This is a genomic window from Thermanaeromonas sp. DSM 22490 (genome assembly GCF_056378755.1).
In genome coordinates, this window is the sequence record NZ_JBJHHE010000001.1 from 59,996 (window position 1) to 80,883 (window position 20,888).

The window sequence follows — 20,888 nt, forward strand, 5'->3', positions numbered from 1 at the left end:
TAGTTCTATCGGGAACGAAAAGGTCGCGCCGCTTTTGTGAAAGGAAGCGAAAATAAAAGGGTTGGGCAACAGATGAAACTTATAGACGTTTTAGCCCAAAAGAAAACAGTTATTTTAACTAAGTGGTATCAAGCCGTCCTGGAGACTTATCCCCCTGAAACTACTAAGTTTTTGCAAGAAGAAAAGGATCAGTTTGCCAATCCGGTGGGCTATACGATTTATGAGGGAATAGAGGGTTTATACGGAGAACTTCTTAAAGGGTTTGAGGCTGAAAGGGTGGGTCCTTTTCTAGATAAAATTCTCAGAATCCGAGCGGTACAGGATTTTTCCCCTTCCCAGGCCACGGCCTTCATTTTCCTTTTGAAGAAAGTGATACGGGAGGAAGTAATGGATGAACTCCAGGGTGGGGTTCTATCCTGGAAGGAACTCCTGCAGTTCGAATCTCAAATAGACGACCTGGCCGCCCTCGCTTTTGAGGTATATATGCGATGCCGCGAGCAACTTTATGAAATCAGGGTTAAGGAAATAAAAAACCGGGTCTCTCGCCTGCTGCAAAGAGCGAACCTCAATCACTACTTCTAGTGAAAGGGTGTGAGTATGGCCTCTGTCCCCAAACCACAAGAGCTGGTCAAAATTGATTATAAGCCGCCCCGAAAGCGGTGGATGGATCTTCCGGTAGAGTTCCGCAAGGGTACCTGGCTTTATGCGGCCAAGCCCAAAAGTATGGAAGTCTTAGGCCTGCCTAACCCCAGGGAATGGTCGCCGGAAGACGAGGATTGGAAGCTGCCCGAGAACTGGAAAGAGATTATCCATGAAGGATTTAAGGAAAGATTGGAGAAATTCCGGTCCTTTAAGGTATTTATGGATATCTGCACGCGGTGCGGTGCCTGTGCCGACAAGTGCCATTTCTTTATAGGTACCGGAGACCCTAAAAACATGCCTGTGCTCAGGGCAGAGCTCCTGAGAAGTATATACCGCAAGGATTTTACCTTAAGCGGTAAAGTCCTGGGCAAGTTAGTGGGGGCCCGGGACCTTACAGAAGACGTAATAAAAGAGTGGTTCTACTATTTTTACCAGTGTACCGAGTGCCGCCGCTGCTCGCTATATTGTCCTTTCGGTATCGATACGGCGGAGATTACTATGATGGGGCGGGAGCTACTGGGCCTTTTAGGCTGCTATCCCGACTGGATCATTGCCTCGGTGGCCAACTGTTACCGGATAGGGAATCACGTGGGGATAGAGCCCCATGCTTTCCGGGATATGGTGGAGTTTTGTGTGGATGAGATCGAAAACGTAACGGGCATTAGAGTAGAGCCTACCTTCAACCGGAAGGGCGCCGAGATCCTTTTCATAGCCCCTTCAGGCGATGTCTTCGCCGATCCGGGTATTTACACCTTCATGGGTTACCTGATGCTATTCCATGAAATCGGTTTGGATTATACCTTGAGCACCTATGCCTCAGAAGGCGGGAATTTTGGTCTTTTCACCTCCCACGAAGTGATGAAGAGGCTTAACGCTAAGATGTATGCTGAAGCCAAGAGATTAGGGGTGAAATGGATCCTGGGTGGAGAGTGCGGCCATATGTGGCGGGTCATCCATCAATATATGGATACCATGAACGGACCGGCCGATTTTCTGGAGGAACCTGTTTCCCCTATAACGGGCACTAAGTTTGAGAACGCCAAGGCAACCAAAATGGTTCATATCTGCGAGTTTACGGCAGATCTCATCCGGCATAACAAAATAAAACTGGATCCGAGCCGCAACACACACCTCAAGGTTACCTTCCACGATTCGTGTAACCCAGCCCGGGCTATGGGGCTTTTTGAGGAGCCGCGGTACATTATTAAAAATGTCTGTCCTAACTTTTACGAGATGCCCGAAAACACCATTAGAGAGCAGACCTTCTGCTGCGGCAGCGGTAGCGGTCTGAATGCTGACGAGAATATGGAGATGCGCCTGCGCGGGGGCTTCCCGCGGGCCAACGCCGTTAAATACGTCCACGAAAAATACGGGGTGAACACGCTGGCCTGTATATGTGCCGTCGACCGGGCGGTGCTCCCGGCCCTGATGGATTATTGGGTTCCGGGAGTGGCCGTGGCCGGCGTTCATGAGCTGTTAGGAAATGCTTTAGTGATGAGAGGAGAAACAGAAAGAACTACAACTCTGCGGGGTGAACCCTTAGAGGGAAGGGTGAAAGATGAAAATACCTGATCTCCGTTATGTCATTACCGGCCTGGTCATATTCCTAGTTTTAATGACCTTTCCCTTCTGGTACAACGTGGGGAAGGCTGCTTCCGCGCCGCAGCCCGAGCTGGATACTCCAGCAATCCAGCAACTGGCCCAAAAGCAGTGTGTAGAGTCCACTGCTTATATGAGGGCCAACCACATGAAGCTGCTGGAGGAGTGGCGCAATCAGGTAGTCCGCGAGGGCCAAAGGATCTATGTAGCCAGCGACGGGAAAAAGTATTATATGAGTTTACAAAACACCTGTCTGGAATGCCATTCCAACCCAGCTGAATTCTGCGACCAGTGTCATAATTACCTGGGGGTAAAGCCTGACTGCTGGACTTGTCATATCGAGTTGAAGGGGAATAGATGATGAAGACGAGCAGAAGAAGCTTTTTGAAGATCGGCGGGGCTTGCGCCTTAGGGTTAGTCTTCCTGCCGGCGGTTAGGGGTTTGGCTGCCAACCAAGGATCCAGCAGCACTCCTGAGGCTAAGGCCCTAACGGCTAAAAAGTGGGCTATGGTTATCGATATGAAAAAGTGCTGGGAGAAGAGCCCGGGAGGATGTCAAGACTGTATCCTGGCCTGCAAGGCTGCCCATAACCTTCCGGACATAGGCAATGAGAAAAAAGAAGAGATTAAATGGATATGGACCGAAACCTTTGCACATGCCTTCCCGGGTCAGGAACATGAATACCTTCCAGAAAGCTTTAAGGATAAGCCCTTTATTGTCTTATGCAATCATTGTGACAATCCCCCCTGTGTCAGGGTATGCCCTACCAAGGCGACCTTTAAGCGCCAAGATGGTATTGTAATGATGGACTATCACCGGTGTCTGGGCTGCCGGTATTGCATGGCAGCCTGCCCCTACGGCGCCAGAAGCTTTAACTTCAGAGATCCCCGGCCTTATATTAAGAAAGAGAACCCGGCCTTTCCTACCAGAGAAAAAGGGGTTGTGGAAAAGTGTAATTTCTGTGCCGAGAGGCTGGACGCAGGTTTATTGCCCGCCTGTGTAGAGGCTTGCCGGGCGGGGGCCCTTGTTTTTGGCGACCTGGAGGATCCCAATTCGGAAGTGAGAAAAATATTGCGTTCCCATTATACTATACAGCGTAAACCTGAACTGGGCACCCGGCCCAAGCTGTATTATGTTATAGCGCCTTGAGTATAAGTGAACGGCGGAGGAAGATGAGCTATGCTGGCCAAAGCTTTAACTGGTAGCAAAAGGTACTGGGGATGGATAATCCTTTTACTCGCTATCATAGGGGTAGGTTTTGCCTGCTACCTCTGGCAGCTGAATAGGGGCCTTACCCTTACCGGCATGAGCAGGGATGTCTCCTGGGGTCTTTATATCGGTCAATTTACCTTCCTAGTAGGTGTGGCGGCCTCAGCGGTCATGCTGGTTTTACCCTATTACTTGCATAACGTTAAGGAATTCGGCAGGATCACCGTTTTGGGAGAGTTTTTAGCCGTTGCTGCCATAATTATGTGTTTACTATTTATTATTGTGGACCTCGGTAAACCCATGCGGCTCTTGAATATGATACTCTACCCCACACCCAATTCCATCCTCTTCTGGGATATGATTGTTTTAAATGGATATCTTTTGCTGAACATAATCATCGGCTGGAACGTGTTGGAAGCAGAATATAAAGCAGTACCGCCTCCCAAGTGGTTAAAGCCCTTAATTTATATTTCCATACCTTGGGCGGTGAGCATCCACACGGTAACGGCTTTTCTTTATGCCGGCCTTCCGGGCAGGCATTACTGGCTAACAGCCCTTATGGCGGCTCGCTTCCTGGCTTCGGCTTTTGCTTCTGGCCCGGCCTTCCTTATCCTGTTGTGTTTTATTCTTAAGAAGTTCAGTAAATTTGATCCAGGCAGCCAGGCCATCCAAAAGTTAGCGGCTATTGTCACCTATGCTATGATTGTTACCGTATTCTTTATAGGCTTAGAGTTATTCACTGCCTTCTACAGCCAGGTGCCCGCCCATGGTATGCATAGCCTCATGTACCTCTTTGTCGGCCTGGAGGGCCATGGGAAGCTGGTACCCTTTATGTGGATTTTTATAATCCTGGTTGTGCTTGGCCTCATCCTCCTGCTTAATCCCCACACGCGCACCAAGGATAGCACGTTACTGGCGGCTTGTGCAGCAGTGTTCCTTTCTTTATGGATTGAAAAAGGACTGGGTTTGGTAATAGCCGGGTTTATTCCCAATCCTTTTGAAAGGGTAACTGAATATGCCCCTACGGTGCCGGAAGCTTTAATCGCCTTAGGTGTATGGGCAACCGGCTTGTTAATCTTAACTGTTCTTTACAAAGTAGTCATCTCCGTTAAAGAAGAGACAGCTTAGGAGAAACGAGGGGTAAGCTGAAATGGGTATTACATTTTCTTTGTTTTTAGTTATAGCCCTCATTTTAGTTGTTGTCCTGGGTGTCGAGGTATTAGGCCTGCACTTCTTCTTTGGAGTGGTTATACCATATATAGCTATAGCTATCTTTCTGGGCGGGATGGCTTATCGCATTCTCAGGTGGGCCAGGTCACCGGTACCTTTCCGCATACCTACCACCGGCGGGCAGCAAAAATCTTTACCCTGGATCAAGCCTAGCAGATTGGATAATCCCTTCACCACCGCTGGAGTTATAGGCAGGATGGCGCTGGAGATTCTTTTGTTCCGTTCCCTCTTCCGGAATACCAAGGCGGAGCTGAGGGAGGGTCCGAAGCTCGCTTATCACTGGGAGAAGTGGCTTTGGCTGGGAGCGCTAGTATTCCACTGGTCCTTTGTCCTCATTTTCTTTAGGCACTTGCGGTTTTTCACCGAACCGGTGCTCTCTTTTGTGTCCTGGCTGGAAAGCCTGGATGGGTTCCTGCGGGTGGGCCTGCAGGCTCTCTATCTAACTGACATAACTTTTTTAGTGGCGGTAAGCTACCTCTTAATTAGAAGATTTGTTATTCCCCAAGTGCGGTATATTTCCCTCCCCGCGGACTATGTGCCCCTATTTTTAATCCTGGGGATAGGGATTTCCGGCGTATTGATGCGGTACTTCTTCAAAGTAGATGTTATCGCTGTGAAGGAGCTGGCCATGGGGGTGCTTACCTTCCATCCCCGGGTTCCGGAAGGGATTGGCGTTCTGTTCTATATTCATTGGGGGCTCGTGTGCGCTCTGGCAGCTTATTTCCCCTTTAGTAAGCTGGTGCATATGGGAGGAGTTTTCTTAAGCCCCACGAGAAACCTGCCTAACAATAGCCGCGCCCAACGACACATCAACCCCTGGAATTATCCTGTTAAGGTGCACACCTATGAAGAATATGAAGAAGAATTCCGGGAAAAGATGAAAATGGCGGGCATTCCGGTGGAAAACGAATAACCGGCCTAAAATGGCCGGTTTTTAATTTGGTAAGGCAGGATAATTGATCGTACCGGGGAATAAAATTACTTAAAAAACATGGGGGAAGTGAACAAGGGTTGGTCAAAGCTAACGTTGTATGGGGTCTTCTGCTGGGCTCGGTCCTGCTGTTCATACTTTTGTACCTTCTATTTCTTATATTGCCAGCCCCGGTGCCCTCTATAGTCTGGCAGTACTTCAGCCCGATAGAAATAGAGCGGGCCAGGCGCTACCAGCAGGTATTAGGTTTAATCGGTATAGGTGCTTTTGTAACTAAGACTGCTATATTGATCTGGCTTTGGTGGAGCGGCACAGCTAAAGGCATGTCCTGGCATATTTTGCGCTGGTCCGGTAACCGCTATTATCTGGCAGTTTTATTGTTCTTTATTATCCTCTGGCTTTTGTTAAAGGTTGTTAACTTGCCCTTTGCTTTTTATAGCAGTTTTGTTGTCCAGCACCAGTGGGGATTTTCCACCCAGAGTTTATTTTCCTGGTGGGTTGATTATTTGAAAAGCTCTGGTCTGGACTTGCTGCTATCGGGAGTAGGAACCCTGCTCTTTTTCTGGTCTACAGGACGGTGGCCTCTCGGTTGGTGGGCAGCAGCCAGCCTTTTTATGTCGGCCTGGCTGGTGATAGAGACGTTTTTGTGGCCTATAGTTTTAGCGCCCCTTTTTAACCGCTTTGAGCCCTTAAATGAGGGGCCTGTAAAGACCATGGTGGTCCACCTGGCCAGACGAGCAGGGCTTGAGGTAGGCGAGGTCTGGGTCATGGATGCCAGTCGCCGCACTACCAAGGCCAATGCCTATTTTGCCGGTTTAGGCCGGACAAAGCGGATAGTCCTTTATGATAATTTATTGCGAGATTATCCCTTGGAGGAAGTAGAGGCTGTGTTGGCCCACGAAATGGCCCACTGGCAGCGGGGGCATATTATGCGGAGCCTCGTCTTTGGTATGGGCGCCAGTTTTGTTTTCTTTTTATTGCTGTATATAGTGTTGCAAATAACTGCGCCAGGAGAATTAATGCCAGGTAGACCATATCCGCCCCATCTTCTGGTTATTATATTGCTTTTCTGGCAACTAGTTTCCTTTTTGAGCTTGCCGGCTCAGAACGCTATTTCCCGCAGCTTTGAAGTTGAGGCGGACCGTGTAGCCCTGGAGCTCACTGGCAATACCCCGGCCATGGTGCAACTACAAGTTAATCTTACGCGGCGCAATTTGCAGGACGTGGCTCCTGCGGCTTTTGTTGAGTGGTTGACTTACTCCCACCCTGCTCCTTGGAGACGGATTGAGGCAGCCCTCAGGGTAAAATGAGAAGGGAAAGGAATAGAGATGCGAAGGACCAGGTGGCTAACTGGTATATTATTGTTAATAGTCCTGGCGGCCATTATAGGGGGCTATCGAGAGCGCCCGCAGCGGCCAGCATCCAGACGAGTTGGGGTGTTGCTCGCCAATACTTCCAGGGTGAGTAAGCTGGAAGGGCTCAAGGCCGGCCTGGCAGAGTTGGGCTATGCGGAAGGAAAGGACTTGGTTTATATAGTTAAAAATGCTGATGGTAGTTTTGAACAGGTTTATACTTTAGCGCAGCAGCTTTACACCGAAAAACCCGAAGTGCTGGTGGCAGGTGGCAGGCTGGAAGCCCAGGCGCTCATGGAAGCAACTAAAGGGCAACCCATACCGGTAGTATTTATGGGGGCGGCTTCCATTAAAGGTAACATTGTGCCCAGTCATGTTACCGGAGTTGACAATTTCCACACTGAGCTAGCAGCCAAGCGGCTGGAATTTTTAGTTCGACTTTTACCCCATATACGCCGCGTGCTGGTCCTGGTGGATCCCAGGGTTGTCCCGGGGCCCGAGAGCCTATCAGTGCTGCAGCAGGCGGCGTACAAGCTTAAGTTACAGCTGGAGGTGGCAACCGTTAGCTCACTTGATGAGCTAGGGAAGTTGCTGTTAAGTTTAAAACCGGGAAGCGCCGAGGGGATGCTTTTAACTTCAAGCCTTTTTTTCGAAGAGGGTGGAGCAATAGGGTGGATTGCCCGGGTGTCTAAAAGTTTGCGCTTACCTGTTATGGGGGTTAATGTGGCTGATGCTGAGGCGGGCCTGCTGGCTGCCTACGGGTGCCCCTTTAAAGCCCAGGGAAGGCAGGCCGCGCGATTAGTAGGCAAGATTCTCCAGGGACAGGACCCTGCCACTATCCCAGTAGAAACTCCTGACCGGTTGGAACTGGTGGTAAATTTAGAGGTGGTCCAATCTTTAGGGCTAGAGATAAGTCCCGACAACTTAAAATATGCTGATCGAATAATTGGTAAACAAGGTGAGGGATTTGCGACCCGAGAAAATTAATTGGTGGAAACAGCTACGGTTTCGTCTGCTCCTGGCAGGGTTTTTTATTTCTGTGTTCCCCCTACTACTGCTGGGGGTTTACCATCTTTACAGGGTGCGTGGCTGGCAAGAGTTGGCTGTTATACAGAAAAATATTTTAGCTGCTGAGGCGGTGGCTAATGAAATTAAAAATTTAACCAGGCAGCAAGAAAGGCTTTTGCAGACCATTTCCCTGGTGTACGGGAAGGATTTCATGCATATGGCCCCGGTAGAGGCTGAACGCGTCCTTTATAGTCTGTTCCGGCTTTCCCCCTACTTAGAGGAAGTTAGCTTATTCGACGCCTACGGGCGAGAACTGGCCAGAAGTTCGCGGCGACACTTGGTCGTTCCCGGGGAATACAGAGTGCTCCCAGATAAAAAGCTAGTTGAGAGAGTAATTCAGGGCCAGGTGTATTATGGTTCTGTAGATATAGAAGAAGATGGCCGACCGTTATTTACCGTGGCAGTTCCCCTTTGGGATACCTCTAGCGGAAGGTCAATAGGAGGGCTGGGAGGAAAAGTAAGTCTCAAGAGCGTTATGGACAGAATAACTGCTCTCCATGTCCAGCAAGGCGGTACCATTTACCTGGTGGACACCAGCGGTAAGCTTATTGGACACCAGGATTTTAGCCTTGTGTTGCGCCAGCCTGATGTGCGCAGTAGCTTGGCGGTTCAGAGGTTCCTCTGGGGAGAAGAGGTACCTATACGCTATACCTCCTACAATGGCCAAGAAGTAGTGGGAATAGCCGTGCCCCTTAACGAACTGGGGTGGGGAATCATAATCGAGTACCCCGTAAGCCAAGCCATGAGGCCGGTAAGGGTGGCGGCCTGGCACCTAGTTGCCTTGCTTTCCGTAGTAGCTGTACTGGTCCTGCTTTTGAATGTCTATCTTGCTTTCCATTTTAGCAGGCCCATCGAGGGCTTAGTGGCAGCAGCTCTAGAGGTGGCCAAGGGCAATTTTGTCCAGGTTAGTTTTACGGGGGCTGTGGGCGAGCTAGCCAGTCTGCAAGATGCCTTCAACTACATGATCAGGGAACTTAGAGAAAAGGCTAAAATGGAAAGCCTGTTTCGCCAAGCTGACAAGCTGGCTGCTGTAGGGCGTCTGGCCGCTGGCGTTGCTCATGAGATAAATAATCCCCTGGCTATAGCTTCTGCCTATGCCGAAGACCTTTTAGACCGCCTGGAGGAGGAAGGGCCGGAGCGGTTAGCTCAAAGCGCGGAACTAAGAATCTGTCTAGAGACGGTAATAAAACAGACCGATCGTTGCAAAAACATTATCCGGAAGCTTTTAGACTTTGCTCGGCCCGCTTCCGGGGTTAAGGAGTATATTAAACTAAATGAAGTGATTGAAGAGGTTGCTTCTTTGATGCACTATACCCTTAAGAGAAAAGGTATTAATCTCGAACTCGAGCTAGAAAATAACCCGGGGGTTTACGCGGATCGGTTCCAATTGCAGCAGGTGCTTTTCAACCTCCTCAATAACGCGGCAGAAGCCATAGAGAAAGAAGGCAGGATATACGTTAGTACTCGCAGGAAGGGGCGGGAGGTAGAAATTTCAGTAGCGGATACGGGGTGCGGAATTCCGCCGGAGAACCTGGAGAAAGTTTTTGAACCTTTCTTTACCACCAAGCCGGTTGGGAAGGGAACAGGTCTGGGCCTAGCTATTTGTTACGGTATTGTGCAAGAACTGGGAGGAAAAATGATGGTAGAAAGTTCCCCGGGGAAGGGAACTACCGTTAAAGTTCTTCTGCCAGCCTATGACGTTTAGTATCCAAATTTCCAGAAGTCAACGGGGAGGCTCTGGAGTGAAAAGCCGGGGAATGATTTTGGTAGCAGATGACGAGAAGGAGTTTTGCGATTTCCTGGTCCAGCGGCTAACCCGTCGGGGTTACCGAGCTGTGGGAGTAGCTGGCGGCGGGGAAGCGCTGAAGCAGCTTGCCCTTCGAACTTTTGATGTAGGAATTTTTGATCTAAAAATGCCGGATGTGGATGGTCTTGAACTTTTAAAAAAGGCCCGCGAACTTCAACCGGACCTCCAAGTGCTCATCCTAACAGGATTCGGCACTATAGAAACAGCAGTAGAAGCTATGAAGCTGGGTGCCTATGATTACCTTACTAAGCCTTGTAATCTAAAAGAACTGGAGGCAGTACTGGAGAAAGCCTTAGAGAAGAAAACAATAGTTACCCGCAACGCAGGATTGATAAGAGCCTTACGGCCGGAAGGCCAAGAAGCAATTATTGTGGGCCACAGTCCGGCCATCCGGCGGGTGGTGGAGCTGATCCAGAAGGTCGCCGATAGCGATGCGCCGGTCTTAATTCAGGGAGAGACAGGGACGGGGAAGGAACTGGTGGCCAGGAATTTGCACGCCTGGAGCCGCCGCAGCAGCCAGCCCTTTATCGTGGTCAATTCTGGGGCTCTTCCCAGCGAACTATTGGAGAGCGAGCTTTTCGGCCACGTCAAAGGGGCTTTTACTGGAGCCCTGACAGACAAACCCGGCCTGGTGGAGGCTGCGGATGGAGGAACGCTATTTCTCGACGAAATTGGAGAAATGGATCCCACCCTCCAGGTAAAACTGCTCCGGTTTTTGGAAACCGGCGAGTTCAGGCGCGTAGGCGATAATCGTTTGCGCTATGTGGATGTACGGGTGGTCGCGGCTACCAATCGCTGTATCGAAGAAGAAGTCAGTGCTGGGCGCTTCCGCGAAGACCTTTATTACAGGCTTAATGTAATCACTATCGAAGTTCCTCCCTTGCGCGAGCGGAAGGAAGATATTCCCCTTCTGGCACAACATTTTTTGCAAAAATTTTGCCCCAACCGGGTGCCCCCTGAGGTTAGCGATGAGGCCATGAGGGCTTTACTAGTATACGATTATCCGGGAAATGTGCGCGAGCTGGCCAATTTAATTGAAAGGGGTATACTTCTGGCCGGGGAGGGTCCCATTCAGCCCGAACACTTGTTCTGTGCCAGGGATAAAACCCATGTGGGGGAACAAAGCCTGTGTAGCCTGGCCGAAGTAGAACGGGAGCATATCTTGCGGGTCTTAAAGGCGACTAGTGGTAACAAGACGAAAGCGGCCCAGATTTTAGGCATTAGTGTGCGAAACCTATACCGTAAGGTTGCCGAATACGGTATTAAAATATGACAAATTGACAGAGGGACTGACAAAATGTCAGGTTAATTTGATCGCTAGCACCGGTGGAAAAGCCGGTGCTCTTTATTTTTAAAGATTGGCATGGGAATTGCAAGAGATAAAAACAGCAAATGTGAAAACCGTGGCATGAACATGGGCTAGAAAAGGAGAGGGACCTATGGTTACCGGAAAGACCAGACCTAAATGGGCTATGGTTATTGACCTTCAGAAATGCATTGGCTGCGATACTTGTACGGTATCCTGCAAGGCGGAAAATCGCACGCCTCCAGGGGTGACCTACAACGTCGTCCTGGAGGAAGAGTATGGGGAGTTTCCCCAGGTGGCTGTGGTAGCTACTCCCAGACCTTGCATGCAGTGCGATAAACCGCCATGTGCCCAGGTTTGCCCTGTAAGGGCTACCTATAAGATGGACAACGGCATTACAGCCATTGACTATGACCGGTGCATCGGTTGCCGCTACTGTATGGTCAGTTGTCCCTATGGGGCGCGTTATTTTGATTTTGGCGAAAGCTATGGGCAAGAGATGGTGGGATACGAAGATCTCCAGGCGCCGGAATATGGGGTTAAACGAGGTAAAAGGTCAAGTAAGAAACCGCCGGCGGGCGTGGTGCGGAAATGTCACTTTTGTTATCACCGGCTCCAGCGCGGCGAAGAACCGGCTTGTGTGGAAACATGCCTGGGTGATGCGCGATATTTCGGTGATTTGAATGACCCTAACAGTATAGTTTCGCGCCTGGCGGCCAGTCCTCGGGCCTTTAGGCTAAAAAGCGAGTTGGGCACGGAACCGAGGGTTATATATCTTAAATAACCAGGGAGGTTTATAGCTGTGAAACGTTATATTCCGCTATTGATAGTTATGGCCGGAGGTGCTTTGGCCCTGGCTTTTCGCTGGCAACAGGGCCTGGCCAGCACCGGTCTTTCCAGCACTGTTCCCTGGGGGACGTGGGTAGCGTTTTATATTTTCTTTGTAGGAAACAGCGCTGGAGCTTTCCTGTTGTCGACGCTGATCTATGTCTTTCGTATGAAACAGTTCGAAGAGATAGGGCGGCAAGCCCTGCTTCTGGCCATTTTAAGTATGGGTGTGGCCATGTTATTCATTCTACTAGATCTCGGGCGCTGGGAGAGGTTCTGGCATGCCTTGAGATTTTGGAACCTTACCAGTGTTTTAGGGTGGGAGATCCGCTTCTATGTTATTTATGTTGTCCTTTTAATAATAGAGTTATATCTTTCTATGCGCTGCGATTTGAAGGGTAAATATTTTTCTTCTGATGAGAAGTGGCTCCGAATTTTAGGTGCTATGGGGATACCTATAGCTATTTTCGGTGTTCACGGCGGCACCGGAGCCCTCTTTGCTGTAATCAAAGCGCGGCCTTACTGGAATACGGCGATACTCCCCATTGTATTTGTAATCTCCGCCCTTGTTTCGGGTACAGCTCTCATTTTACTCCTATACGTATTGGAAGGCAAAGTTCGGGGACGGAGGCCCAATCCAGAACTTGTCAGATCCCTGACGAGGCTTATGGCGGGTTTCCTATTGGCCGACGTAGGCCTGCAGTTTTTCGAACTTTTGGTGGCCGCATACAACCTGGAACCGCAAGAATGGTCGGTACTAGCAGTTATGGTAACGGGGGATTTCGCTTGGGTGTTTTGGGTAGTCCAGGTACTGATGGGAACGGTGATCCCTTTGTTCCTAGCCTTTTATACCCCATTAGTCCATTCCTCGCGAGCTTCAACCTGGGCGGCTGTTTTAGTGCTCATAGGAATTCTGGGTGTGCGCTTTAACATAGTTCTACCGTCTCTACTGGTGCCGGTAGTCGAAGGTTTGCCCCAGGGCTTCTACCTGCCCACGTGGGTGGAGTGGCTGACCAGCGCCGGTATAATAGCCATGGGAGTAATTCTCTACAGTTTGATATCAGACAGATTGCCCATTTACAGATTGGAAGAAGGGAGCGAGAGACATGAAAAAGTTTTCTCGTAGAACCTTTTTGAAGGGGGGACTGGCCTCGGGCTTAGGTTTGGGGCTGGCTTCCATCGCTCTGGGAACGAGGTTATCTCCAGCAGCCGAAGGTCTTTGGATGGATAAAGAGCATGGTACTGGAAGGGCGTCCGAAGATTACGTAGCTTCCGATGTCCTATACACAGTATGTGAACAGTGTAACACCCATTGTTCCATCAAAGCTGTGATAGCTGAAAGCAACGGTGGACCTTATACTTCCTTAGTACGGAAAATTGCTGGAAATCCCTACAGTCCCTTGAATACGGAGCCATTTGGTCAGATTTCCTATAACACACCAGTTGCAGCGGCTGCCAGGGGTTACGGTGATTTGGGTTCGGAAGGTAGGAGCTTCCGGGGTGGCCGTACCTGTCTTAAAGGTCAGGCCGGGATCCAGACTGCCTTTGATGCTTTGAGACTTCGCCAACCTCTAAAGAGAGTGGGCCCCCGCGGCAGTGGCAAGTGGATAACCATTTCCTGGGAACAAGCCCTGGAAGAAATTATAAATGGCAGCCCTGATTTAGGAACGCCGGGGCTTAAGGACCTGTGGGCCTATGTGCCTGAGAAGCAGGTGATGTCCGACTGGGAACGGGTTAAAAAGGGTGAAACGAGCTGGGAAGAATTTGATCGAAAATACCGGGACCTGCTTATTGATACCCGCCACCCGGATATGGGACCTAAGGCCAACCAAATCGTAAGCTTGGGAGGCGACCGCCGGGATTTTATTCACAACCGCCTATGGAATCAATGCCTTGGCAGCATCAATGCCTATGACCACGCGGGTATTTGCGGGATAAGCGGTGTTCAGGGGAACGTGCGCTCCTTCAGCGGTTCTAAAGTTAAGAAGCGGATGTATGCTGATGTGGATGGGGCCGAATTCGTAATCGTCTGGGGAACAGACCCTTTGGTGGCCAATAAAGGTCCTACCTGGCTAGCGCCCAAGTATATTAATGCCCTTAGGCGTGGAATGAAATTGGCAGTAGTAGATCCCAGAATGAGCAAGGTGGCGGAGAAAGCCGATATATGGGTACCCATTTATCCGGGAACCGATGCCGCGCTGGCTTTGGGCATGGCCAGGTGGATAATCGAAAATGAGCGGTATGACAAAAAGTATCTTACCAACCCCAATAAAAAGGCGGCAGAGGCCGATGGGGAACCTACCTGGACAGACGCGACTCACCTGGTCAATGTGGACCATCCCGAACGCCCCAAGCTCAGGGCTGCTGATCTGGGCATAGGCAACCGGGAACAATTTGTAGTAATCGAAAATGGAAAGCCGGTGCCCCACGACCAGGCCCAGGAAGGAGAGCTGGAGGTCAATACCACCATTAATGGCATCCGGGTTAAGTCTGTTTTCACCCTTTTCAAGGAGCGCGTTATGGAGCGCACCATCGAAGAGTACGCCGCCATTTGCCGTATAAAGCCTGAGCAGATTATTGAACTGGCCCGGGAATTCACTTCCCACGGTAAAAAAGCAGCCATTACTTCCTACCGCGGGCCAGCTAAACACGCTAACGGTTACTATAACATACGGGCTATAAATTGCCTTAATCACTTAATCGGCAACTACGACTGGCGGGGGGGAAGCATGACCACCGGGGCCAGGTTCAAGGAATTCGAAGGGCGATACCGTCTGATGGAGGTTCCCGGGGGGCATAAGGCCTGGGGTATACCGCTGGCTAGGGTAAAAGTACCCTACGAAAAAACGAGCCTTTTTGAGCGAGATGGTTATCCTGCCAAGCGGCCGTGGTTTCCGTTTTCTAATCACGTGATCCAGGAGGTACTCCCTAGCGCAGCTGAAGGCTATCCTTATCCCATTAAGGCCCTATTTATCCACCGTATTTCTCCGATTCTTTCCATCCCCGGCGGACAGGAACAGGCCAAGATTTTACAGGATACCAAGGTTATCCCGCTTCTTGTAGTGTGTGATGTGGTAATGAGCGAAACAGCTATGTATGCTGATTATGTGTTGCCCGATGTTACGTATTTGGAGAGGTGGGGATTTGAGACCATCTATCCTAACACTCACCTTAAGTTAAGCCATATTATGCAGCCGGTGACCAGGGTTTTTCCTGAGCCGCGTCCCGTGGAGGACGTTTTTATCGAGTTGTTCAAGCGCCTTGGCTTACCCGGAGTGGGGGAGAGGGCATTCCCGGATGGAAGCCCTTTGAACCGGGCCGAAGATTTTTATTTAAAGTTGGTGGCCAATATTGCTTTTGATGGTCAACCCGTCCCCGATGCCAGCGCCGAAGAATTAAAGCTATTTGTGGAGGCGCGACAAAAAGCCCTCGGCAAGTTTTTTAATTTAGAGGCCTGGCAGTCGGCAGTAAAGCCAGAGGAATGGCCCAAGGTGGTTTACGTGTTAAATCGCGGTGGGCGGTTTGAGGTCAAGGGCAATGAATATGAAGGAAATTACTTGAAATATAAATTTGCCGGCCAGGCCAACTTCTATGATGAAGGGGTGGCCAAGGGCAAGAGCAGTTACGATGGGAAATACTTTGATGGGTTACCCCTTTATAGCGAAGTAAATTCATACCAAGATCTACCCCTGGCTCTTATTAACTGGAAAGCGCGGCATATCGGTACTCACCGGAATATTGGTGATGCATGGTTGCGAGAGATCGAGGCGGAAAACCTTATCTGGATGAATCCAGAAGATGCGGCGCTCAGAGGGATAAAAACGGGAGATAAAGTTAAGATCAGGTCAGCCAAGTACGAAGCAGTGGGGACAGTACTGGTGACCAGCCGCATACGTCAAGGGGTGGTAGGGTGCGACTACAATTACGGGCACTTCGCTTATGGATCCAAGTCGGTAGAAATAGATGGTAAGCCTACCCCTGTAGTCCGGGATTATGGCCATAATCCACGGCTAGCAGGGGTGCCTAGAAGCGGCTATGCCCGGGGGCGTGATACCGGTTTTGCGGTAAATCACCTTATAGATAATATATCGGATCCCATAGGGGGTTCCTCAGCCCAGCTCGATGCTAGGGTGGAGGTGGTCAAGCTATAGGTACTCAGCCAGTTTAGGGGAACATCTAACAAAAAGCGAGGGGAAAGGCTTTCCCTCGCTTTTTGATTACACCGGGCGGGGCCCGATTTTTCTTGTGAAAATAATACTAATACGGAAATCCCTCTAACAAGCAGAAAGGATTCTTGAGAAGGTTTGGCTAACTTTATAATTATAAAGATACAAGCTACTGCTGTGTTAAGAGCCTTCAAAATAAGGGGCTCGCTGTCTTCAAGAAAGGAGCTACTACCGTGCGAATCATTGACCTGCGGAGCGATACAGTTACGATGCCCGATGAAGAGATGCGGGAAGCCATGGCGAGGGCCCGGGTTGGTGATGATGTGTATGGGGAGGACCCTACTGTAAACGAACTACAGGAGCAGGCCGCTCAGATTGTCGGCAAGGAGGCGGCTCTTTTCGTTCCCAGCGGTACCATGGGAAACCAGGTAGCCTTACTAGCCCACACCGGACGGGGAGAAGAAGTGATAGTGGATGAAGACTCCCATATATACTACTACGAAGTAGGTGCGCCAGCACTTATAGGGGGGCTGCAACTTAAACCGGTGACCGGGTTATTGTCTGAACGTGGCCCTGACGCCCTTAAGCGGGCCTTAAGACCGGCGAATATCCACTTCCCGCCCACCACCCTCCTTTGTTTGGAAAATACCTTCAACCGCGGCGGTGGGACGGTGATGACACCTGCTATTATGCGGGACATGTTCGAAATGGCTAAAGAACGGGGTTTAGCGGTCCACCTGGATGGTGCTCGTATCTTTAACGCGACGGTGGCGCTGGGGTGCAATGTGCAAGAGCTCACTTGCTACTGCGATAGTGTGATGTTCAGCCTTTCCAAAGGTCTTGGGGCTCCGGTGGGTTCGCTCCTGGCTGGACCTCGAGACTTTATCGCGCGGGCCCGCAGGTACCGCAAGGCTCTTGGTGGCGGGATGCGGCAGGCAGGTGTATTGGCAGCAGCGGGGCTAGTGGCTCTCAAGAGGATAAATCGGCTGGCGGAGGACCACGCTAACGCCCGCAGGCTGGCAGAGGCGCTAGCGGAGCTTCCTGGCTTAGCTGTAAATCTCGGTACCGTCCAGACCAACATTGTTATTGCCAGAGTTACTGGCCGACTGGGGGCAGCTGAGCTTGTACAGGAACTCGCCCGTCACGGAGTTAAGTGCCATGCTACAGGACCGGACACCCTCCGGCTGGTCACCCATAAGGATGTGGTCAGGGAGGATATTGAAGAGGCAATAGAGGCGTTTCGCAAGGTTTTAAGTTAAGCTTAATCACCGCTTCAAAGCCACTTTTGTGCCCGGAGTTACCACTAAGTATGGCTTAAAGCAAAATTTGTCGGGGTAGTACTAAAGCGAGTCACCTTAATTGACAAGGGCGCGGGCTTCGGGTTATAATGTAGGAAAATTTAGCCGGTAAAACCTCGTCACCCTGGACAGATGGCGACGAGGTTTAGTTTTGACGAGGAGTTGAGGCCTGTCTTGACCGGGAACGAGCTGCGGGAAAGTTTCCTAAGCTTTTTTGCCAACAAAGGTCATACCGTTGTTCCCAGTTCTCCGCTGGTACCTTATAACGATCCCACCTTACTTTTTACCAATGCAGGGATGGTACAGTTTAAGGATGTTTTCCTGGGTCTAGACCGTCGGCCCTATACACGGGCAACTACGGCTCAGAAATGCGTGCGGGCCGGAGGAAAACACAACGATCTGGATACAGTGGGGCGGACAGCTCGTCATCATACTTTTTTTGAGATGCTCGGTAATTTTTCCTTTGGCGATTACTTTAAGAAGGAGGCCATCAGTTTTGCCTGGGAGTTCTTGACCAAGGTCTTGGAACTCCCTGAAGAGCGCCTGTGGGTGACGGTTTACCGGGATGATGAAGAGGCAATCCGGCTCTGGCAGGAAATAGCCGGGCTGCCGCCGGGGCGTATTGTGCGCATGGGAGAAAAGGATAATTTCTGGGCCATGGGGGATACCGGCCCATGTGGCCCTTGCAGTGAAATAATTTATGACCGCGGCCCTGAATATGCCTGCGGGCAAAAAGTTTGCGCTTTGGGTGTTTGTGATTGTGATCGCTGGTTGGAAATCTGGAATTTGGTCTTTATGCAGTATAACCGGGATGCGGAGGGCAACTTAAGTCCTTTACCCAGGCCGAGTATTGACACTGGGATGGGCCTGGAACGGATAGCTTCGGTGATGCAGGGAGTGGACAGCAACTTTGATACCGACCTCATCCGTCCCCTTATCAGCGAGATAGAAAGAATTAGCGGCCGTAGCTATAGCCGGGGGGAGGAAGGCTTTCCCTTCCGCGTCATAGCCGATCATGTCCGCTCTTGCACCTTTATCATTGCCGATGGAGTGCTGCCGGGTAATGAAGGCCGCAGCTACGTTTTGCGCAGGATTCTGCGCCGGGCGTCCCGCTTCGGGATGACGTTGGGCTTGGATAATCCTTTTCTTTACCGCTTAGTTCCGGTGGTAGTGGAGATTATGGGACAGGCTTATCCCGAGGTGGTAGCCCGGGAAGAGGATATTATGCGCATAATTAAGCAGGAAGAAGAGCGCTTCCATACCACCCTCCACGAGGGTCTACGGGTCCTGGGGGGAATCTTAGAGCGGGCAGAGCAAGAAGACAGAAAGGAGATAAGCGGCCAGGAAGCTTTTATCCTTTACGATACTTACGGTTTTCCCTTGGATCTTACGGAAGAGATGGCTGCGGAAAAAGGGTTTAAGGTTGACCGCGAAGGTTTTGCTGCCGCTATGGAAGCCCAGCGGGAGCGGGCGCGGGCGGCCCGGGAAGAGGGCAAAGCCTATGAGCTGGCCGTCGCCCTGGCGGGCAGCCTGGGAGAGCTAGAAGAGACCCTGTTCACGGGTTACACCCGTCTGGAAGATGAGGGTGTCGTCCTGGCCTTGCTCCAAGAAGGCGCTAGGGTGGAAACCCTGGATACGGGGGTTAAAGGTTTTGCTTTATTTAATCGCACCCCATGCTATCCTGAAGGCGGCGGCCAGGTGGGAGATCAGGGGCAACTTTTCTTTAGCGGAGGTCAGGGAATTGTCCGGGATACCCGCCGCTTGCCTGACGGCAAAATCCTCCATGAAGTTGAAGTAACGACCGGGACTTTAACTGTGGGAACTAAAGTGAAAATTGTAGTTGAGGCTAAAAAGCGGCAGGCTACGGCCCGCAACCATACAGCCACCCACCTATTGCATCGCGCCTTAAAGGATGTGTTGGGAGAGCATGTTAACCAGGCTGGTTCTTTAGTCGCACCTGATCGCTTGCGCTTTGACTTTACCCACTTTGCCCCTCTAACGGCTGACGAGCTGAAGGCTGTGGAGACTAAGATAAACGAGCAAATATTAGCCAATTTGGCGGTGGAAACTTTTGAGACCTCTTTACAGGAAGCCAAAGCCATGAGGGCCGTGGCCCTGTTCGGTGAAAAATACGGCGAGCAGGTACGGGTAGTCAAAATCGGCAATTACAGCCTGGAGCTGTGCGGCGGAACCCATGTGGGAAGGACCAGCGAAATAGGTATTTTCCGCTTCACGGGTGAGAGCGGTATTGGAGCGGGGCTGAGGCGAGTGGAAGCTGTTACTGGGGAGGCTGCGCTGGAAGTATTATATCGGGAACGGGCTGAGCTGGAGGAAGCGGCGACCTTACTTAAGGTTCCTGCTTTAGGTGTGGTTCGGCGGGTAGAAGCTTTGCTTTCCCAGCTCAAAGAGATGGAAAAGGAAATAGCTTCCTTACGTATTAGGCTTGCTTCCTATGAAGTAGATAAGTTGCTGTCCCAGGTTAAAGAAGTTAATGGGGTCCGTGTGTTACCAGCCCGGGTGCAAGTGGCGGATGCAGAAGCTCTGCGCGAAATGGCAGATCTGGTGAGGGCCAAGTTAGGTTCGGGAGTTGTGGTTCTGGGGTCGGCTAGCGATGGGCGGGTCAATTTTGTAGCCATGGCCAGCAAAGATGTAGTGGCCAAAGGTGTTCATGCCGGGAATTTGCTTAGGGAAGTAGCCCGGATCGCAGCTGGAGGCGGAGGTGGTCGACCGGACATGGCCCAGGCGGGCGGGAAGGACCCGAGCAAGCTGGAACAAGCGCTGGTGTACAGCCTTCAGGTAGTAGCCCAGCAGCTGGGCTCTGCCAGATCCGAAAGGAGCAGGTAATATGCAAGAAACCATGATGTTTAAAATGGAAAAAGAGGAAAAAATAAGGGTAAAAGATGTCTTGCAGGAAGTTAAAGCAGCCCTAATGGAGAGGGGATATAACCCTATTAATCAGCTAGTAGGTTATCTCTTATCCGGCGACCCAGCCTATATTACCAGCCATAAAGGCGCCCGCAACTTAATTCGTCGGGTAGAACGAGATGAAATTTTGGAAGAATTGCTTAACAGTTATCTAAAGGAGGAGTAGCCTTATGGGCCTCTCTGACCTGGAGCTGACAGTAAACCTGTATACCGAAGGGGAAAAGTTTTTTGATCTCCTTAAGGCAGCCATCCGCGACTGGCAGAATTCGCAATGGGGGCATGAGCGTGAGCGGGCCAATTATGCGCTGGAGCTCTACCGGCGAGGATTAGATACTTTACGGGCTCACCTGGAGGAGGCCCGGGCCAAGGCCGAGGGAGGTTATTTCACTGGAGAGGATAAAAAGATACTTTCTCATGCGGAAGGGCGCCTACTCTACTGGGAAAAGAAACTGGCTGAGCTAACTGGGAGGCAAGATAAGTAAAAGGCTTTAGCAAGCCTGGCGGCAGGTCAGGCTTTTATTGTTAAG

Annotated in this window: 16 protein-coding genes and 1 pseudogene; all 17 read left to right on the forward strand. The window is 50.7% G+C overall.

All coding sequences use genetic code 11. The annotated features are described in order from the left end of the window. Window positions 1-72 precede the first annotated feature (72 nt). The 17 genes and pseudogenes from AC1BI1_RS00310 (at window position 73) to AC1BI1_RS00390 (ending at window position 20,843) form a co-directional block, all read left to right on the forward strand. The gene (locus AC1BI1_RS00310; RefSeq protein ID WP_476715266.1) at window positions 73-582 is read left to right on the forward strand and encodes an RsbRD N-terminal domain-containing protein; all 510 of its coding nucleotides are present in this window, start codon (window positions 73-75) and stop codon (window positions 580-582) included. A gap of 15 nt (window positions 583-597) precedes the next feature. Continuing rightward, window positions 598-2,214 (forward strand): sulfate reduction electron transfer complex DsrMKJOP subunit DsrK, encoded by a 1,617-nt coding sequence (dsrK, locus tag AC1BI1_RS00315; RefSeq protein ID WP_476715267.1) that lies wholly within the window; start codon window positions 598-600, stop codon window positions 2,212-2,214. Then, on the forward strand, window positions 2,201-2,602 hold the full coding sequence (dsrJ, locus tag AC1BI1_RS00320; protein ID WP_476715268.1) for a sulfate reduction electron transfer complex DsrMKJOP subunit DsrJ: 402 nt from the start codon (window positions 2,201-2,203) through the stop codon (window positions 2,600-2,602). Before dsrK ends, dsrJ begins: the two co-directional genes overlap by 14 nt. Further along, the gene (dsrO, locus tag AC1BI1_RS00325) at window positions 2,602-3,390 is read left to right on the forward strand and encodes a sulfate reduction electron transfer complex DsrMKJOP subunit DsrO (RefSeq protein WP_476715269.1); all 789 of its coding nucleotides are present in this window, start codon (window positions 2,602-2,604) and stop codon (window positions 3,388-3,390) included. Before dsrJ ends, dsrO begins: the two co-directional genes overlap by 1 nt. Before the next feature lie 30 nt (window positions 3,391-3,420). After that, a complete protein-coding gene (dsrP, locus tag AC1BI1_RS00330) occupies window positions 3,421-4,578 on the forward strand; it encodes a sulfate reduction electron transfer complex DsrMKJOP subunit DsrP (protein WP_476715270.1) in 1,158 nt (385 codons plus the stop codon). Window positions 4,579-4,600: 22 nt separating this feature from the next. Continuing rightward, window positions 4,601-5,593, forward strand: a complete 993-nt coding sequence (gene dsrM, locus AC1BI1_RS00335; RefSeq protein ID WP_476715271.1) for a sulfate reduction electron transfer complex DsrMKJOP subunit DsrM — start codon at window positions 4,601-4,603, stop codon at window positions 5,591-5,593. Window positions 5,594-5,691: 98 nt separating this feature from the next. After that, on the forward strand, window positions 5,692-6,921 hold the full coding sequence (locus tag AC1BI1_RS00340) for a M48 family metallopeptidase (RefSeq protein WP_476715272.1): 1,230 nt from the start codon (window positions 5,692-5,694) through the stop codon (window positions 6,919-6,921). An 18-nt stretch (window positions 6,922-6,939) separates the two neighbouring features. Then, window positions 6,940-7,950, forward strand: coding sequence for an ABC transporter substrate-binding protein (locus AC1BI1_RS00345; protein WP_476715273.1), 1,011 nt, complete (start codon window positions 6,940-6,942; stop codon window positions 7,948-7,950). Window positions 7,951-8,002: 52 nt separating this feature from the next. Beyond that, window positions 8,003-9,736 carry a sensor histidine kinase gene (locus AC1BI1_RS00350; protein WP_476715274.1) on the forward strand — a complete coding sequence of 578 codons (1,734 nt, stop codon included), beginning with the start codon at window positions 8,003-8,005 and terminating at the stop codon, window positions 9,734-9,736. Window positions 9,737-9,773: 37 nt separating this feature from the next. Then, a complete protein-coding gene (locus tag AC1BI1_RS00355) occupies window positions 9,774-11,111 on the forward strand; it encodes a sigma-54-dependent transcriptional regulator (RefSeq protein WP_476715275.1) in 1,338 nt (445 codons plus the stop codon). 187 nt (window positions 11,112-11,298) lie between these two features. Beyond that, window positions 11,299-11,928: pseudogene (locus tag AC1BI1_RS00360) on the forward strand (4Fe-4S dicluster domain-containing protein); the annotation flags it as partial. Window positions 11,929-11,946: 18 nt separating this feature from the next. After that, window positions 11,947-13,098 (forward strand): NrfD/PsrC family molybdoenzyme membrane anchor subunit, encoded by a 1,152-nt coding sequence (gene nrfD / locus AC1BI1_RS00365; protein WP_476715276.1) that lies wholly within the window; start codon window positions 11,947-11,949, stop codon window positions 13,096-13,098. Further along, entirely contained in the window at window positions 13,079-16,123 is a 3,045-nt protein-coding gene (locus AC1BI1_RS00370; RefSeq protein ID WP_476715277.1) for a molybdopterin-dependent oxidoreductase, read from the forward strand. The genes nrfD and AC1BI1_RS00370 overlap by 20 nt, the downstream gene beginning before the upstream one ends. Before the next feature lie 254 nt (window positions 16,124-16,377). Next, a complete protein-coding gene (gene ltaE / locus AC1BI1_RS00375; RefSeq protein ID WP_476715492.1) occupies window positions 16,378-17,397 on the forward strand; it encodes a low-specificity L-threonine aldolase in 1,020 nt (339 codons plus the stop codon). 171 nt (window positions 17,398-17,568) lie between these two features. Next, window positions 17,569-20,280, forward strand: a complete 2,712-nt coding sequence (gene alaS, locus AC1BI1_RS00380) for an alanine--tRNA ligase (protein ID WP_476715278.1) — start codon at window positions 17,569-17,571, stop codon at window positions 20,278-20,280. A 1-nt stretch (window position 20,281) separates the two neighbouring features. Then, the gene (locus tag AC1BI1_RS00385; RefSeq protein WP_476715279.1) at window positions 20,282-20,527 is read left to right on the forward strand and encodes an IreB family regulatory phosphoprotein; all 246 of its coding nucleotides are present in this window, start codon (window positions 20,282-20,284) and stop codon (window positions 20,525-20,527) included. 4 nt (window positions 20,528-20,531) lie between these two features. After that, window positions 20,532-20,843, forward strand: a complete 312-nt coding sequence (locus tag AC1BI1_RS00390; protein WP_476715280.1) for a hypothetical protein — start codon at window positions 20,532-20,534, stop codon at window positions 20,841-20,843. Window positions 20,844-20,888 lie beyond the last annotated feature (45 nt).

Coding starts and splice junctions, on each gene's coding strand:
- AC1BI1_RS00310 (WP_476715266.1), top strand. CDS start 73: ATGAAACTTATAGACGTTTTAGCCCAAAAGAAAACAGTTATTTTAACT.
- dsrK (WP_476715267.1), top strand. CDS start 598: ATGGCCTCTGTCCCCAAACCACAAGAGCTGGTCAAAATTGATTATAAG.
- dsrJ (WP_476715268.1), top strand. CDS start 2,201: ATGAAAATACCTGATCTCCGTTATGTCATTACCGGCCTGGTCATATTC.
- dsrO (WP_476715269.1), top strand. CDS start 2,602: ATGAAGACGAGCAGAAGAAGCTTTTTGAAGATCGGCGGGGCTTGCGCC.
- dsrP (WP_476715270.1), top strand. CDS start 3,421: ATGCTGGCCAAAGCTTTAACTGGTAGCAAAAGGTACTGGGGATGGATA.
- dsrM (WP_476715271.1), top strand. CDS start 4,601: ATGGGTATTACATTTTCTTTGTTTTTAGTTATAGCCCTCATTTTAGTT.
- AC1BI1_RS00345 (WP_476715273.1), top strand. CDS start 6,940: ATGCGAAGGACCAGGTGGCTAACTGGTATATTATTGTTAATAGTCCTG.
- AC1BI1_RS00370 (WP_476715277.1), top strand. CDS start 13,079: ATGAAAAAGTTTTCTCGTAGAACCTTTTTGAAGGGGGGACTGGCCTCG.
- alaS (WP_476715278.1), top strand. CDS start 17,569: ATGGCGACGAGGTTTAGTTTTGACGAGGAGTTGAGGCCTGTCTTGACC.
- AC1BI1_RS00385 (WP_476715279.1), top strand. CDS start 20,282: ATGCAAGAAACCATGATGTTTAAAATGGAAAAAGAGGAAAAAATAAGG.
- AC1BI1_RS00390 (WP_476715280.1), top strand. CDS start 20,532: ATGGGCCTCTCTGACCTGGAGCTGACAGTAAACCTGTATACCGAAGGG.